This window comes from Nitrospiria bacterium (genome assembly GCA_035517655.1).
In the GTDB taxonomy this organism is placed as follows: domain Bacteria; phylum Nitrospirota; class Nitrospiria; order JACQBZ01; family JACQBZ01; genus JACQBZ01.
On the sequence record DATIYJ010000033.1, the window covers coordinates 1 to 15,577 of the forward strand.

Here is a 15,577-nt window from a genome sequence, read left to right on the forward strand (position 1 = left end):
GAGCGACAGCAAGCATACCAAGGCGTTCGAAGCGTTGAAACCGGCTGAACAGAAGGATCCGAAATGCCTGGGCTGCCACGTGACCGGCTACCGTCAGACTCAACAGGCCCCGCCCGAAATGGCGGGCATCCAGTGCGAGTCGTGCCACGGTCCGGGAAGTCTTTATATCAAGATTCATCCGAGAGGGGACAAAGAGGGAGCGCGCAAAGCCGGCCTGATCGCGCATCCGGATCCGGAGAGCTGCAAGACCTGCCACAACGCGGAGAGCCCCACCTTCAAGGGGTTTGATTACGCAAAGGCGTGGGAGCAGATCAAGCACTCCAAGTAAAATGGATGAAGGCGGGCCTGAATGAAGGGAAGGAATGACGATTCATGAAACAGATCGGTCTTTGGGTCAGGGCGATGCGGCTCCCGTTTCTCCAGGCCTCGCTGATTCCGGCCGCCCTGGGTTCGGCGCTGGCCTACCGGAACGGGACTTTTTCCTGGGGATTGTTTGTCGGCATCATGGCGGGGATCGGGGCGATCAATATCGCGACCAACCTTTCCAACGATTACTTCGATCACCGGAGCGGCGCGGACGAGCGGAATAGGCAGCCGACCCCCTTTTCGGGAGGCAGCCGGGTTATTCAGGAGGGACGAATCCCTTCCGAGACGGTTTTCGTCGCGGCGATGATCTCCTACGCCGTCGCCGTCGTGATCGGGTTGTTCCTGACGGTTCAGAGCGGCTGGACGCTGCTCTGGTTCGGGGTTCCCGGGGTGGTGCTGAGCTATTTCTATACCGCGCCGCCGTTGAAGCTCGGCTACCGGGGATGGGGCGAGTTCCTGGTGGGAGTCCTGCTGGGCCCCCTGGCCGTGATGGGGAGCTATTACGTTTACTCCCGCGCCCTAACCCCTCAGGCCTTTCTCCTCTCCCTTCCCGTCGGATTTCTCGTCGCCGGCATCCTCTATATCAATGAATTTCCGGACGCCGATTCCGACGCGGCCTCCGGAAAACGCCACTGGATCGTGCGGGTGGGTCGGAAGAAGGCGGTGAAAGGCTACTTCGCGATCCTCGGCGCGGCGTATCTGAGCCTTCTCCTCTCCGGATGGCCCGGACCCTTGCCCGCCTGGACCCTGCTGGCCCTCGCGAGTCTTCCGATCGCCGTTCAGGCCGGCCGGATTCTTTATCGATCGTACGATCAATCCCAGCGGCTCATCCCCGCGATGGGACTCACCATCGGCGCCCATCTGGCCGTGGGCTTGCTTCAGATCGTCGGCCTGCTCCTGGACGCCTGGAGAGGCCATGCCTGAATGGAACATCTCAGCGTCGAAAATCGTTGCGGCGATTCTTCTCTTCCTGATTCTTTCACCCTTTGTCGCGCAGGCCGGAGACAAAAAAGACGGATCCTGCATGGTCTGTCATCAGACCGAAAAACCGGTCGTGGATCGGGAGCTGCTGGACCAGTCTCCCCACCGGAATTTGGCATGCCTCGACTGCCACGCGGGGGCCGAGGACCATTATATCGCCGGCCGCAAGCCCCAGCCGGTCCGCTGCGGCTCCTGTCACGAAGACGCGTCGGCGGATTACGCCAAGAGCATTCACGCCCGGGCCGTCGGGGAGGGCCGGCCGGGGGCCCCCGGCTGCGCCGATTGTCACGGCACGCACGGCATCTTTCCGGCCAAGGATCCGAGATCGTCGGTCAATCATTTCAATCTCGCAAAAACCTGCGGCCGGTGCCACGGCGGTTCGACGCCGGGTTCGGCCGACCGGCCCGCCGGCGGGAATATCTATGAGCATTACAGGGACTCGATCCACGGCAAGGCCGTTTCAAAAAGCGGTCTTCTCGTCGCACCCGATTGTTCCGGCTGCCACGGGTCTCACGACATCCGGGCGGCCGCGGACCCCGCCTCGCGCGTTTATAGAACGAATATCCCCGACACCTGCGGAAGCTGCCACGCCGGCGTCCTGAACATCTACCGCGAGAGTATTCACGGCCGGCAATTCGCCGCCGGCCTTAATTCCGCGCCCGTCTGCACCGACTGCCACACGGCCCATGAAATCCGGTCGGTGCAGACGGAAGCGTGGAAGCTGGATGTCGTCAAGGAGTGCGGGACCTGTCACTCCGAGTCGCTCCGGACGTTTCGCGACACCTACCACGGAAAGGTGACCCGCCTCGGCTTCACCCGCGTGGCGCTCTGTTCCGACTGCCACGGCGCCCACGACATTCAGCCGGCCCGGGACCCCCGCTCGAAGATCCATCCGGCCAACCTCGTGCAGACCTGCGGGAGATGCCACGCGGGCGCCGCGGCCGGTTTTGTCCGCTACGATCCCCATGCCGACCCGGACGATCGCGGACGCAATCCGGTGCTCTTTTACGTCAAATGGTTCATGGTTCTGCTTCTGTTCGGGGTCTTCGCCTTTTTCGGTTTCCATACGCTGCTCTGGGCGATGCGTTCGATGATCGCCCGATGGTCCGGGGAATCTTCCCGGCCCCCTTCGAAAGGGAACGATCCCTATTACATCCGGTTCACGGTCGGCCAGAGATACCTTCATGGCATATTGATCGTGAGCTTCCTGGGGATCGTCATGACCGGCCTGCCGCTTCTCTACAGCGGGTCCGCCTGGGCGGCCCGGCTGGCGCGCGCCCTGGGCGGCTTCGGCGCGATGGGAACGTATCACCGGATTTTCGCGGTCGTGCTCACCCTCCTCTTCTTCTACCATTTGCTCCAGATTCTCTATTCGGTCGCCGTTCGTAAAGACTGGGGGGTGATTTGGGGCCCGAACTCCCTGATGCCCCGGCCCCGCGATGTCGTGGACATCGTCCGAAACTTTCTCTGGTTCTTCGGGCTCGGGCCGAAGCCCGCGTTCGGCCGCTTCACCTATTGGGAGAAATTCGACTACCTGGCCGTCTTCTGGGGCATGCCGGTGATCGGGATCACGGGCTACATCCTCTGGTTCGACGAATTCATGGGCCGCTTCATACCGGGATGGTGGTTCAACGTGGCGCTGCTCATCCACGGGGAGGAGGCCCTCCTGGCGACGGCCTTCATCTTCACCATTCATTATTTCAACACGCACCTGCGCCCGGAGAAGTTTCCGATGGATCTCGTGATCTTCACGGGAAGCGTGAGCGAGACGGAGTTCCGGGAGGAACGTCCGGAGGAATTCAAGCAGCTCGCGGAGGAAGGCCGGCTCGCCTCGATCCGGACCGAAGCGCCGCCGATCGAATTAAAGGTTTTCGGCTGGATCGCCGGAGGGCTGGCCGTCCTGATCGGGTTGGTCCTGTTCGTGCTGATCCTCATTGCCGTCCTGGGCTGATCGGTGCTATGATGGCCGGTAGGTGTGATCATGCTTGAGGCCGATGTCGTATTCATACACCCGCCGAGCCTTTACGACTTTCGAAAGAAGGCCGTTCTTCACGGGCCCATCAGCGACGTGGTCCCGTCCGGCCCCATTTTCGAAATGTATCCGATCGGCTTCCTGAGCCTCTGCGGTCATCTCGAGGCGGCCGGTTTCTCGACCCGGATCATCAATATCGCCAACAAAATGCTGAGCGATCTGGACTACGATCCCGAAGAGGAGATCCGGCGGCTGAAACCCAAAGCCTTCGGGATCGACCTGCATTGGCTTCCCCACGTTCAGGGCAGTCTTGCGATCGGGGAGATCATCAAAAGGCACCATCCCGACGTGCCGGTCATCTACGGCGGTTACTCGGCCACGTATTTCTCCGACGAGCTGATCCGCTATCCCTTTGTGGACTATGTCGTCCGGGGCGACTCGGCCGAACTTCCGCTCGTGAGGCTGATCGAGGCCTTGGTCCGAAAATCCGATCTCGGCCGGGTTCCGAACCTGACCTATAAGGACAGGGAGGGCCGCGTCGTCTCGAATGAAATAGGCGACGTGCCCGCCGACAACGATTACGTTCTGACGGCCTTTGACCGGGCGATCGAGCGGACCTTCCGGTTCGGAGACCTGAAAGGTTCCCTGCCCTTCCAAAACTGGATGCGATATCCGGTCACGGCCGTTTTCCCCTACAAGGGCTGCCAGTACAACTGTAAAACCTGCGGCGGGTCCCGGTTTGCGTCCAAGAACGTGCTGCACCGAAATATCCTCGGATACAAGTCGCCCCAAAAGATCGCTTCCGAACTCAAAACGGTTCAACGGTACATCAACGCGCCCAGCATGATCATCGGGGACATTTTGCAAAACGGGAAGCCCTACGCCGATCAATTGCTGACCGAGATCGGGAAGATTCATTTTAAAAACGAGCTGGCCTTCGAGTTTTTTGTGCCCCCCTCGGAGGAGTCGATCGTCCGGATCCAACGGTCGGTCCCGAAATACAACGTCGAGATATCGCCCGAGTCCCACGACGAGGCCGTTCGGCGGGCGTTCGGACGCCCCTTCAACAACCCGCAGCTCGAGAAGTCCATCGAGTCCTGCCTCAAGCACGACTGCCGGCGCATCGACCTGTTCTTCATGATCGGGCTGCCCCAGCAGACCTTTTCGTCCGTGATGAAGACGGTCGACTATTGCGAATCGCTTTTGGACCGCTACGGCGACAAAAAAAACCTCCACCCGTTCATCGCGCCGCTGGCGCCCTTTATTGACCCCGGGAGCGAAGTGTGGGAGAATCCGGAAAAGAACGGCTATCGCCTGTTCGCCCGAACGCTTGAGGAACACCGGCGGCTGATGGATTCGGCGCGAAGCTGGAAATATTTTCTGAATTACGAAACCCGGTGGATGACCCGGGACGAGATCGTCGCGGCCGCCTACGAAGCCGGCCTGAGATTAAATGAATTGAAGAGGAAGCACGGTCTGGTCTCCCGGAAAACGGCCGACCGCGTCGAAAACCGGGCGCGGACGGCCCTGCGGTATATGAAGCTCATCGATGAAGCCGTCGAGAAGGGGGATGAAAACCGGCCGGAGTGGGATCGGATCGCGAGCGAGGTCCGTGAGATCAACGTCAGCACCATCTGTGATAAAGAGGAGCTGAACTGGCCGCTGAGTCTTTACAAATTCCATCTGATCAACATCGCGGCCCTGTTGGTCAAGAACCGGCTGAAGCGATTATTTTCGCGGCGCGCCTCCACTTTGAGATGATTGGACGACTCCATGGATCTCACGTTTCTCGGCGCCACCGGCACCGTGACCGGTTCCAAATATCTGATCGCCTCGGGTTCAAAAAAAGTGCTGGTGGATTGCGGCCTGTTCCAGGGTTTCAAGCAGCTGCGGCTCCGGAACTGGGAGTCTTTGCCCGTCCACCCGGCCGAGATCGACGCGGTCGTCCTGACGCATGCCCATCTGGATCACAGCGGCTACCTGCCTCTCTTGGTCAAGGAAGGTTTCTCGGGCAAGATCCACTGCACGCCGGGCACGCGCGATCTCTGCGCGATTCTGCTGCCGGACAGCGGTTATCTTCAAGAGGAGGACGCGGAGCATGCCAACAAGCATCGATATTCCAAACATGCCCCGGCGCGGCCTCTTTACACCCAACAGGATGCCTTGCGGTCGCTGCGTCAATTCGCCATCCTCGACTTCGATCGAGACCTCGACCTCGGCGGCGGCCTGACCGTGAAGCTCATGCCCGCCGGACATATCCTGGGATCGGCGTTTGTTTTCTTAAAGAACAACGAAACCTCCGTTTTGTTTTCGGGTGATTTGGGGCGGCCGCACGATCTCATCATGAAGCCTCCGACCCCGGTTCACAAAGCGGATTACCTGGTCGTCGAGTCGACCTACGGAAACCGCCGTCACGATCCGGAAGATCCGAAGGCGGCGCTGGCCAAAGTGATCCGTCGAACGGCCGAACGCGGCGGAGTGCTCCTGATTCCGTCGTTCGCGGTCGGCCGCACGCAGTCCGTGCTTTATTGCATTCACCTTCTCAAGTCCGAACGGGCGGTTCCGGACATCCCGGTCTATCTCAACAGCCCGATGGCGATCGAGGCGACGGACGTCTATCTCCGCGACGCCGGGGAGCATCGATTGACGCCGTCCGAGTGCAAGGCGATGTGCGGCGCGGCGCATTTCATCGGCAGCGTGGAGGAATCCAAACGGCTGAACGGATTCCCGCCGCCCATGATCGTGATCTCGGCCAGCGGCATGGCGACCGGCGGCCGCGTGCTGCACCATATCAAGGCCTTCGCCCCGGACCCGCGCAACACGATTCTGTTCGTCGGCTTTCAGGCCGGCGGAACGCGGGGCGAGGCGATGGTCCACGGCGCCGCGTCGGTCAAGATTCACGGGGAGTACGTGCCCGTGCGGGCCGAGGTCGTGGCGATCGAGGGCCTGTCCGCCCACGCGGACGGCGCCGAGATCATGGATTGGCTGGGCCGTTTCGATGCGCCGCCGAGGGAAACGTTTATCACGCACGGAGAACCGCCCGCGGCCGACGCGCTGCGACACCGCATCGAGGAGGAGCGGGGTTGGCGGTGCCGCGTTCCGGACTACCTTGAACGGGCGGCGCTACAATGAATCCGGGCCGCATGGAACGCGACCGGCCGGCGATCCGGAGGACGTCATGACCCCCGCCAAGGGCTCGGCGGGCTTTCATTCGATGCGGCTCCGCCGGCTGGGCATCGATACCTATCAGGAGTCGATCATTTACATGCGCAGCGAATGCCATGTCTGCCGCTCGGAGGGCTTCGAGGCGCAGTCCCGCATCCAGGTGGAGCACGAAGGGCGGTCGATCATCGCCACGCTCAACATTGTGACGACCGATCTCCTGGCGCCGGACGAGGCCGGCCTGTCCGAGGCCGCCTGGAGGCTTTTGAGGGCGAAGGAAGGGGACCGGATCCTCCTGTCCCATGCCGCTCCCCTGGAGTCCCTCAGCCGGGTGCGCGCGAAAGTTTACGGGAAACGGCTCGACGAGGCGGCCATGGATGCGATCGTGCAGGACATCGCGGCGGGACGGTATTCCGACGTGCACCTCGCCTCGTTCATCACGGCCTGCGCGGCGGACCGCCTCGACCTGGGGGAAATGGCCTCGCTCACGCGGGCGATGATCGGGGTGGGCCAGCGCATCGACTGGACCCAGACGCCGGTGATGGACAAACACAGCGTCGGCGGTCTGCCCGGCAACCGGACCACGCTGGTCGTGGTTCCGATCGTGGCGGCGTTCGGACTCCTTATCCCCAAGACCTCGTCCCGGGCGATCACTTCCCCCGCCGGCACGGCCGACACCATGGAAATCCTGGCGCCGGTCGCGCTCGATATCGCGCCGATGCGGCGCGTGGTGGAGCGGGAGGGGGGATGCATCGTTTGGGGCGGCGCCGTCCGCTTGAGCCCGGCCGACGACGTGTTGATCCGGGTGGAACGGCCGCTGGATCTGGACAGCGAGGGCCAGCTCGTGGCCTCGATCCTGTCCAAGAAAGCCGCGGCCGGTTCGAGCCACGTGGTCATCGACGTTCCGGTGGGGCCGACGGCCAAGGTGCGCGGTCTTGACGCGGCGAAGACGCTCGGCCGCCGTTTGGAAGAAGTGGGCCGCGCGGTCGGTCTGACGGTGCGCGTGGCGATCACCGACGGCACGCAGCCCGTCGGCCGGGGCCTCGGCCCGGCGTTGGAGGCGCGGGACGTGCTTTCGGTGCTGCAAGGCCATCGGGACGCGCCGCAGGATCTGCGCGAGCGGGCCCTGCTTCTTGCGGGGGATGTTCTGGAACTCTCCTCCCGTGTCCCGGAAGGCCGGGGCCGGATCGAGGCCGAGGCGATCCTCGACGACGGGCGCGCGTGGCGCAAGTTCCAGGCGATCTGCGAAGCCCAGGGCGGCCTGCGCGAGCCGCCCCGCGCACCGCACACGCATGCGGTTCCCGCGGAACGCGCGGGCCGCGTGATCGCCATCGACAACCGCCGCCTGGCCCGGATCGCGAAGCTGTCCGGCGCGCCGAAGGCTCGGGCCTCGGGCCTGCAATTGCACACGCCGATCGGGACCCGGGTCGAAAAGGGCCAGCCGCTGTTCACGATCCATGCCGAGGCCCGCGGCGAGCTCGACTATGCCCTGGGCTATTCGGAAGGGCAGACCGACATCGTGCAAATTGAAGAGGCCGGATGAAGCCGCTGATCATGCCGTTGCCCGGAAATCGCGATTCCGCGGACCGGCTCGCCGTCCGGCTCGACGCGGAACTGGGAACGATCACGGCGCGCCGTTTTCCCGACGGGGAATCCTATCTGCGGGTCGAATCGCCGGTCGAAGGACGCGATGTGATCCTGTTCTGCACGCTGGATCGTCCCGATGAAAAAGTTTTGCCGTTGCTTTTTTCGGCGGCGGCCGCGAAAGACCTCGGGGCGGCGCGGGTCGGTCTGGTGGCGCCCTATCTGGCGTACATGCGCCAGGACCGTCGCTTTCAACCGGGCGAGGCGGTCAGCTCGGTTTATTTCGCCCGGCTGCTTTCCGGTTTTGTCGACTGGGTGGTGACGGTGGATCCGCATTTGCACCGCCGACGCGCTCTCGGCGAGATTTATTCGATCCCGACGGGAGCGGTTCAGGCCGCCCCGTTGATTTCGGAATGGATTCATGCCAACATTAAATCACCGGTCCTGGTCGGGCCCGATGCGGAAAGCGAACAATGGGTGTCCGAGGTGGCGAAGGGCGCGGGCGCGCCGTCCATCGTGCTGGAGAAGATCCGCGGCGGCGACCGCGAGGTCGAGGTGTCGGGCCCGGATATGTCCCGTTGGCGAAAGCACACGCCGGTGCTGGTGGACGATATCATCTCGACGGCCCGGACGATGATCGAGGCGGCCGGCCATCTCCGGCGGGCGGGTCTGCCGCCGCCGGTCTGCATCGGGATCCACGCGGTCTTCGCCGATCAGGCGTACGACGATCTTCGGAAGGCGGGCGTCGCGGGTGTGGTCACGTGCAACACCGTTCCGCATCTCTCCAACGCCATCGATCTGACCGATTTGCTGGCGGAGCGCGTGCGTGAAATGAAGGAGCCCATGCCCCTTTGAAGGAAATTTTTTCGGAGGCACAACCCTAACGGGGACACCCCCCAAGGAGGAAAAAATGAAACAAAGATCAATCCTGATCGTGTTCGGCCTGGCGTTGATGCTGGCCCCGGCCGGCGTCCGCGCCCAGATGCACGGGATGTCGGACGAGGGAAGCCATGGCGGTGAAATGGGCATGCACGAGGGCATGGGCATGCATGAAGAAATGGGCATGCATGAAGGGATGATGGGGATGGACGGCGGCATGATGGGCATGATGAAGACGATGATGGCGATCAATCATCTGGACCTGACGCCGGAGCAGCGGAAGAAGGTCGAGACCCTGCGGCTTGAACATCAAAAGGAGGCCATCCCTCTTTTCTCGAAGGTCCGCATGGCCGGGGTCGAGATCGAAGAGCTCCTGATGGCCGATCCTGTCAATATGGAGAAGGTGAAGGCCAAGGCGAAGGAAAAATACGAGGCGATGGCCGATCTGGAGATCAGCCACCTTCAGCTCCAGCAGAAGATGAAGGCACTCCTGACGCCGGAGCAGCGGAAGCAGCTTGAGGAAATGGGGATGAAGATGGGACACGGCATGGATCACCCCATGGATCACCCGATGGCATCGCCGGGAGAAAGGCCGATGAATCCGAAAATGCGCATGCCGGCGCCGGGCTCGTCGGCTCCCGAGACGCAAGATCCCTACGGTCATTGAGCCATGCCGATCCTGGATCGAAATTCTCTGGATGCGCTTTTCGACGTTTTGAAGCGTCGGGGTTTCAACCTGGTCGGGCCGACCGTTCGCGACGGCGCGATCGTTTACGACGCCCTGGCCTCGACGGCCGATCTGCCGGTCGGATGGACGGACGAGCAGGAGGGGGGACGTTATCGGCTGAAGAAACGCGACGACGAAGCCCTCTTCGGCTACGTCGTCGGGCCTCAATCCTGGAAGAAATTTTTGTTCCGGCCGGCCGTGCGTCTGTGGCAGGCCAGGCGCGACGGGGACGGGCTCCGGATGATTCCCGAGAACGAGGCCCCGCCCAAGTGGGCGTTCATCGGCGTCCGCTCGTGCGAATTGCACGCGATTGCGGTTCAGGACAAGGTTTTTATCGGGGGCCCCGCCCCGGATCCGTCCTACCGGGCGCAGCGCGAGGATCTCTTTGTGATCGCGGTGAACTGCGGGCAGGCCGGCGGGACTTGCTTCTGCGTCTCGATGAACACGGGCCCCAAGGCGACGGCCGGTTACGATCTGGTCCTGACCGAGATCCTGGAACCCGCCCAAACGCCCGATGGGGCCGGCCGGCACTACTTCGTGGCGGAGGCCGGCACCGAACGCGGGGCGGAGGTGCTTCGCGGGGTGCCGCAGACGGAGGCGACCGGAGCGGAGAAGGCCGCGGCGGAGCGCATCGTGGAAATGACGGCCGCGCAGATGGGCCGGACGCTGGACACGACCGACATCAAGAATCTGCTGTACCGGAATTTTGAGCATCCGAGATGGGACGAGGTCGCGACGCGTTGCCTGACCTGCGCCAACTGCACGATGGTCTGTCCGACCTGTTTTTGTTCCACCGTGGAGGACGTCGCCGACCTGGCGGGCGAGCACGCCGAACGGTGGCGGAAGTGGGACTCCTGCTTCACGATGGACTTCTCCTTCGTTCACGGCGGCACGGTTCGGTCCTCCGTCAAGTCACGCTACCGCCAATGGATGACGCACAAGCTGGCGACCTGGATCGACCAGTTCGGGACCTCGGGCTGCGTGGGCTGCGGGCGCTGCATCACCTGGTGTCCGGTCGGGATCGACATCACCGAGGAGGCCCGCGTCATCCGGGAGACGGGAAAATGAACCCGTGGATTCCTTGTCCGGCGGAGGTGATCGAGAAGCGCCGTGAGGCCCTGCGGGTCTATACGCTCCGGCTCCGGATCCGGGATGAGGCCGCCCGGCGCGCCTTCCGTTTCCGGCCCGGCCAGTTCAACATGTTGTATGTCTTCGGCGTGGGCGAGGTGCCGATATCGATCGTATCGGACCCGGACGAATCCGGGTTTCTCGACCATACGATCCGCGTCGTCGGAAAAGTCTCGGAGGCGCTCGTCGGCCTGAACAAAGGCGATGCGGTGGGGATCCGGGGTCCGTACGGGAGCGGGTGGCCCCTGGAAGAGGCGCGGGGCATGGATGTGGTGATCGTCACGGGCGGCCTGGGCTGCGCCCCGGTGGTTTCGGTGATCAACTACGTCGTCCACCGGCGCGACCGCTACGGCCGTCTCAAAATCTTCCACGGGGTCAAGACGCCGAAGGATCTGCTTTATCGCGCCCGGTTTCGGGCCTGGCAGAGGCACCCGGACACGGAAGTCTACCTCACCGTGGACCATCCGGACCGGCAATGGAAGTACAAGGTCGGCGTGGTCACGAATCTCTTCCGCGAGGTCCGGATCGACGCCCGGAAAAGCATGGCGATGATGTGCGGACCGGAGATCATGATGAGGAACACCGCGCGGGACCTTCTCGCCCAGGGGCTGCCCGCGGACCGGATCCATCTCTCGCTGGAGCGGAACATGAAATGCGCGATCGGTTTCTGCGGGCACTGTCAGTTCGGCCCCCGCTTCATCTGCAAGGACGGCCCGGTGCTTCGCTACGACCGGATCCGGGACTGGTTCGGGATCGGCGAGGTCTGAGATGAGGACGCGAAAACCCAAGCTCGCGGTCTGGAAATTCGCCTCCTGCGACGGCTGCCAGTTGAGTCTTCTGGATTGCGAGGACGAGCTGCTGAAGCTCGCGGGACGGGTTACGATCGCGCATTTTTTGGAGGCGTCGCGCGCGGTCGTGAAGGGCCCCTACGATCTTTCCCTGGTGGAAGGCTCCATCAGCGCGCCGGGCGATGCCGAGCGCATTCTGGAAGTCCGGCGCGCCTCGAAGACGCTTGTCACGATCGGGGCCTGCGCCACTGCGGGCGGCATTCAGGCCCTTCGCAATTTTCAGGACGTGCGGGAGTTTGTTTCGATCGTCTATGCCCGTCCGGAGTATATCCGGACGCTCGACGCCTCGACGCCGATCGCGGATCACGTTCCGGTAGATTTCGAGCTCCGGGGCTGTCCCATCGACAAACGTCAGCTTTTGGAAGTGATCGGCGCCTTCCTCGTCGGCCGCAAGCCGAACACGCCGTCCCACAGCGTCTGCGTCGAGTGCAAGCTGCGCGGCAACGTCTGCGTGATGGTGGCGCGCGGCACGCCCTGTCTCGGACCCGTCACCCATGCCGGCTGCGGCGCGATCTGCCCGTCGTACGACCGCGGCTGCTACGGCTGCTTCGGTCCGAAGGAGACGCCGAACACGCCGTCGATGAGCCGCGGGTGGGTCCGCCTGGGCGCGACGGAACCGGAAATCCTGCGCGTCTTCCGCGGCGTGAACGCCTGGGCCGCCCCGTTTCGGGAGGAGAGCGAGACTCATGACGTGTAGGTTCCCCTTGGTTTCCGGTCCGCGTTGTCCGTGAAAAATAAAACCATCCGGGTCAAAAATCTCGCCCGGGTCGAGGGCGAGGGCGCGCTCACCGTCAAGATCGAGGGCGATACGGTCGTCGACGTCCGGCTGGAGATCTTCGAGCCGCCGCGCTTTTTCGAGGCGCTGCTGCGCGGGCGGGAGTACGGCGAGGCCCCGGACATCACCGCCCGGATCTGCGGCATCTGTCCCGTCGCCTATCAAATGAGCGCGGTGCACGCGATGGAGAACGCCTTCGGGGTCGAAGTGGGCGGTCCGCTCCGGGCGCTGCGACGGCTGATCTATTGCGGCGAATGGATCGAGAGCCACGCGCTCCATGTCTATCTGCTTCACGCGCCGGACTTTTTAGGGTACGAGGACGCCCTCCGGATGGCCCGGGACCATCCGGGGATCGTCGAGCGGGGCCTCCGGCTGAAGCAGGTCGGAAACGAGATCATCCGCCTTTTGGGCGGGCGGGAGGTCCATCCCATCAATGTATGCGTCGGGGGGTTCTACAAGGTGCCGACCCGGCGCGAGCTCGACCCGCTGGCCGAGCGGCTCCGGTGGGCGCGGGACGCGGCGCTCGAGACGGTCCGGTGGACCGCCGCGCTGCCGTGTCCGGACTTTGATCAGGACTATGAATTCGTCGCGCTTCGCCATCCGTTCGAGTATCCCTTTAACGAAGGCCGTCTGGTTTCGAACCGCGGCCTGAACGCCGCGGTTCGCGAATACGAAGATCACTTCGTCGAAGAACAGGTGCCGCACAGCCACGCATTGCATTCGCGTTTTAAGAAGCGCGGCGCCTACCTGGTCGGCCCGCTCGCCCGCTACAGCCTGAACTTCGACCGGCTCTCGCCGATCGCGCGGGAGGCGGCGCGCGGGGCCGGTCTCTCTTCCGTCTGCCGAAATCCGTTCCGGAGCATCGTCGTACGGAGCGTCGAGATCCTCCAGGCCTGCGACGAGGCGCTCCGGATCATCGACGCTTATCAAAAACCGGACCGGCCCGCCGTTCCGATCCGGCCCCGCGCGGGGACGGGTTACGGCTGCACCGAGGCCCCCCGGGGCATTCTCTATCATCGCTACGGGGTGGACGGCGCGGGGCTGATTCGGGAGGCGAAGATCGTCCCCCCGACGTCCCAGAACCAGAAAATGATCGAGGAGGATCTGCGGCGCTTCATCCAGGCCCATGTGGAGCTCCCGAAGGAGGAGCTGGGCCGGCGGTGCGAACAGACGGTCCGCAACTACGATCCGTGCATCTCGTGCGCGACGCATTTTTTGAGGCTCCGGTACGAGCGGGTATAACCTTCATGAAAATCCGCCGGCCGGGGAGAACGCGACGGTTGACTGGCGAGGACTTATTTGGCACAATGCCTTCGTAGGTTTCATGGCGACCGGCAGGCTCCTAAACAAGATCGACCCGACGGGAGGCGGGGCTTATGGCTCAAGGAGAATCGACGTCCTCGAGGAGACGGCTTACACTTCGCGGCCTGCCGTTGACCATTCGGTGGCTGTTCAGCTGCTTTCTCGTCACCATCGGCTTGGGCTACCTTTTCGCCCTGGTTTATCTTTTTCTCATCGACGTGGAGGCGCAGCGGAAGGCGGGCCTGGGCCTGGTCCAGGGGACGATCATCAAGTATTACGGAAACCGCGGCGACACGCGCATGGAAGCCGCGCTCAACGGCGCGATGGCCGACATGGTCGACCCGGCTGAAAAGGCCGGGGTGATCGGGTGGATCCGGAACGGCGCGACGGAGGCGGGATACGATGCGATCCGGCCCTTGTTTGAAAAGAAGTGCGTGTCCTGCCACAGCCCGGGTTCAGGGTATTCCGTGCCGCCGCTGACGAGTTACGAGGAGGTTCACCGCCTGGCCGAACCGGATCTGGGCGAATCCTTCCGCGCGCTATCCCGCGTGAGTCATATTCACCTGTTCGGCATGAGCTTTATTTTTATGTTCACCGGAATGATTTTTGCCCTGACCGAAATCCATCAGTATCTAAGGCTGGTCATCATCGGGCTCCCGTTCCTGGCGGTCTGGATGGATATCGGTTCCTGGTGGTTCACCAAGTACCAGCCGATCTTCGCTTACACGGTGATCATCGGGGGCGCGTTGATGGGAACGGCCCTGGCGGCGCAGATTCTGATCTCGCTCTGGGAAATGTGGCTTAAGAAAGGGGGAAACGCTCATGGAACGGAGTAAAAAAGCGTCGGTGAAACGCGGAAGGGGAACGGCCTCGATCAAGAAGATCCTGGTGCCCACGGATTTCTCCGAGGGCTCGGACCGGGCGATCCGGTACGCCGCGATGATGGCCCGGGTGTTGAAGGCGCAGGTCCGGTTGATCCACGTGATCCAGCCCTACGCCTACGGGATGACCGAAACGTTCAACGTGGTGGACCACTACTCGGCCCTGAAGACCATCGCCGAGCCCTTGCTGGAGGAGGTCTGTAAAGCCTTGCAGAAAACGGGACTGACGGTCGAGGCGGAGCTGGCGAACGGGGTGACGCATCGGGAAATTCTGCAGGCGGCCCGCCGGACGGGGGCGGATCTGATCATCATGGGAACCCACGGCCGCTCGGGCGTGGATCATCTGCTCCTGGGCAGCGTGGCGGAGAAAGTGGTCCGGCTTGCGTCCTGCCCGGTCCTGACGGTCCGAGGCGAGGCGAAGAAGGCGGACGGCGCCAAAAAGAAAACCGCTTCGAACAACAAGGCCGGGGCCGGGGCGACCGTGACGCTGTATTCATCCTAGGGGCTCGCGTCGCCCCGAAACTCCAGGAACTGGATACAGGATAATGGATGCGGGTGATGAAAATATTTTTCACTTCGGAGTGTGCCGGTCTTGACTCCCCCGTTCAGAAAAACGTCTCCATCAGTGCCTTCAGATGCTCGGCGGCCTGTTCCGTCTCGGCGGAGGGTTGATCGCCGGCCAGTTTCAAGAACTCCTGATAGTGTTTGACCGCCCGGGCCTTTCGTCCGGCTTCTTCCTCGACGATCGCCAGGCCGTAGTAGGCCGCGGCCATTTTCGGGTTCGCTTCGACGGCTTTCTCGAAAGCGGCGATGCTTTGATCCAGCTCCCCTCGGTTGTAATAAATCTGGCCGATGTTGAAATGCCCGATGGCCAGATCCGGTTTGATGCTCACCGCTTTTTCGAAGGCCTCGAGAGAAAGGTCGTCCCGGCCTTCGTGCGCGTAGGCGACGCCGAGATTGAAATGGGCCATC

General features: G+C 63.0%; 15 protein-coding genes. 14 read left to right on the forward strand and 1 reads right to left on the reverse strand.

The window, feature by feature from the left end:
• From VLY20_06710 to VLY20_06775, 14 genes are all read left to right on the forward strand, one after another.
• On the forward strand, positions 1-328 hold a 328-nt coding region (locus VLY20_06710; GenBank protein HUK56331.1), incomplete at its 5' end, for a multiheme c-type cytochrome.
• A 44-nt stretch (positions 329-372) separates the two neighbouring features.
• Positions 373-1,290 carry a 1,4-dihydroxy-2-naphthoate octaprenyltransferase gene (gene menA, locus VLY20_06715; protein ID HUK56332.1) on the forward strand — a complete coding sequence of 306 codons (918 nt, stop codon included), beginning with the start codon at positions 373-375 and terminating at the stop codon, positions 1,288-1,290.
• A complete protein-coding gene (locus tag VLY20_06720; GenBank protein ID HUK56333.1) occupies positions 1,283-3,298 on the forward strand; it encodes a hypothetical protein in 2,016 nt (671 codons plus the stop codon). The genes menA and VLY20_06720 overlap by 8 nt, the downstream gene beginning before the upstream one ends.
• Positions 3,299-3,328: 30 nt before the next feature.
• Positions 3,329-5,080, forward strand: coding sequence for a TIGR04190 family B12-binding domain/radical SAM domain protein (locus VLY20_06725; protein ID HUK56334.1), 1,752 nt, complete (start codon positions 3,329-3,331; stop codon positions 5,078-5,080).
• 12 nt (positions 5,081-5,092) lie between these two features.
• Entirely contained in the window at positions 5,093-6,451 is a 1,359-nt protein-coding gene (locus VLY20_06730) for an MBL fold metallo-hydrolase (GenBank protein ID HUK56335.1), read from the forward strand.
• A 46-nt stretch (positions 6,452-6,497) separates the two neighbouring features.
• Positions 6,498-8,024 (forward strand): thymidine phosphorylase family protein, encoded by a 1,527-nt coding sequence (locus VLY20_06735; GenBank protein ID HUK56336.1) that lies wholly within the window; start codon positions 6,498-6,500, stop codon positions 8,022-8,024.
• Positions 8,021-8,920 carry a ribose-phosphate pyrophosphokinase gene (locus VLY20_06740; GenBank protein HUK56337.1) on the forward strand — a complete coding sequence of 300 codons (900 nt, stop codon included), beginning with the start codon at positions 8,021-8,023 and terminating at the stop codon, positions 8,918-8,920. The genes VLY20_06735 and VLY20_06740 overlap by 4 nt, the downstream gene beginning before the upstream one ends.
• A gap of 55 nt (positions 8,921-8,975) precedes the next feature.
• Positions 8,976-9,611, forward strand: coding sequence for a Spy/CpxP family protein refolding chaperone (locus VLY20_06745; protein HUK56338.1), 636 nt, complete (start codon positions 8,976-8,978; stop codon positions 9,609-9,611).
• A gap of 3 nt (positions 9,612-9,614) precedes the next feature.
• Positions 9,615-10,739 carry a 4Fe-4S dicluster domain-containing protein gene (locus VLY20_06750; protein HUK56339.1) on the forward strand — a complete coding sequence of 375 codons (1,125 nt, stop codon included), beginning with the start codon at positions 9,615-9,617 and terminating at the stop codon, positions 10,737-10,739.
• Positions 10,736-11,566, forward strand: coding sequence for an FAD/NAD(P)-binding protein (locus VLY20_06755; protein HUK56340.1), 831 nt, complete (start codon positions 10,736-10,738; stop codon positions 11,564-11,566). Before VLY20_06750 ends, VLY20_06755 begins: the two co-directional genes overlap by 4 nt.
• Position 11,567: 1 nt before the next feature.
• The gene (locus VLY20_06760; protein ID HUK56341.1) at positions 11,568-12,344 is read left to right on the forward strand and encodes an oxidoreductase; all 777 of its coding nucleotides are present in this window, start codon (positions 11,568-11,570) and stop codon (positions 12,342-12,344) included.
• Between the two features lie 30 nt (positions 12,345-12,374).
• Complete coding sequence (locus tag VLY20_06765; GenBank protein ID HUK56342.1) at positions 12,375-13,664, forward strand: Ni/Fe hydrogenase subunit alpha; 1,290 nt, start codon at positions 12,375-12,377, stop codon at positions 13,662-13,664.
• Positions 13,665-13,798: 134 nt separating this feature from the next.
• A complete protein-coding gene (locus VLY20_06770; protein HUK56343.1) occupies positions 13,799-14,560 on the forward strand; it encodes a hypothetical protein in 762 nt (253 codons plus the stop codon).
• Positions 14,547-15,107: a universal stress protein gene (locus VLY20_06775; GenBank protein HUK56344.1), complete on the forward strand. Its 561-nt coding sequence runs from the start codon at positions 14,547-14,549 to the stop codon at positions 15,105-15,107. Before VLY20_06770 ends, VLY20_06775 begins: the two co-directional genes overlap by 14 nt.
• A 103-nt stretch (positions 15,108-15,210) precedes the next feature.
• On the opposite strand, the gene VLY20_06780 is transcribed toward VLY20_06775, so the two are convergent.
• A partial coding sequence (locus VLY20_06780; GenBank protein HUK56345.1) for a tetratricopeptide repeat protein occupies positions 15,211-15,577 on the reverse strand: 367 nt, incomplete at its 5' end.

Bases quoted from the DNA above. Each gene is read 5' to 3' on its own strand.
- menA (HUK56332.1), top strand. From the start codon at position 373: ATGAAACAGATCGGTCTTTGGGTCAGGGCGATGCGGCTCCCGTTTCTC.
- VLY20_06720 (HUK56333.1), top strand. From the start codon at position 1,283: ATGCCTGAATGGAACATCTCAGCGTCGAAAATCGTTGCGGCGATTCTT.
- VLY20_06725 (HUK56334.1), top strand. From the start codon at position 3,329: ATGCTTGAGGCCGATGTCGTATTCATACACCCGCCGAGCCTTTACGAC.
- VLY20_06730 (HUK56335.1), top strand. From the start codon at position 5,093: ATGGATCTCACGTTTCTCGGCGCCACCGGCACCGTGACCGGTTCCAAA.
- VLY20_06735 (HUK56336.1), top strand. From the start codon at position 6,498: ATGACCCCCGCCAAGGGCTCGGCGGGCTTTCATTCGATGCGGCTCCGC.
- VLY20_06740 (HUK56337.1), top strand. From the start codon at position 8,021: ATGAAGCCGCTGATCATGCCGTTGCCCGGAAATCGCGATTCCGCGGAC.
- VLY20_06745 (HUK56338.1), top strand. From the start codon at position 8,976: ATGAAACAAAGATCAATCCTGATCGTGTTCGGCCTGGCGTTGATGCTG.
- VLY20_06750 (HUK56339.1), top strand. From the start codon at position 9,615: ATGCCGATCCTGGATCGAAATTCTCTGGATGCGCTTTTCGACGTTTTG.
- VLY20_06755 (HUK56340.1), top strand. From the start codon at position 10,736: ATGAACCCGTGGATTCCTTGTCCGGCGGAGGTGATCGAGAAGCGCCGT.
- VLY20_06760 (HUK56341.1), top strand. From the start codon at position 11,568: ATGAGGACGCGAAAACCCAAGCTCGCGGTCTGGAAATTCGCCTCCTGC.
- VLY20_06770 (HUK56343.1), top strand. From the start codon at position 13,799: ATGGCTCAAGGAGAATCGACGTCCTCGAGGAGACGGCTTACACTTCGC.
- VLY20_06775 (HUK56344.1), top strand. From the start codon at position 14,547: ATGGAACGGAGTAAAAAAGCGTCGGTGAAACGCGGAAGGGGAACGGCC.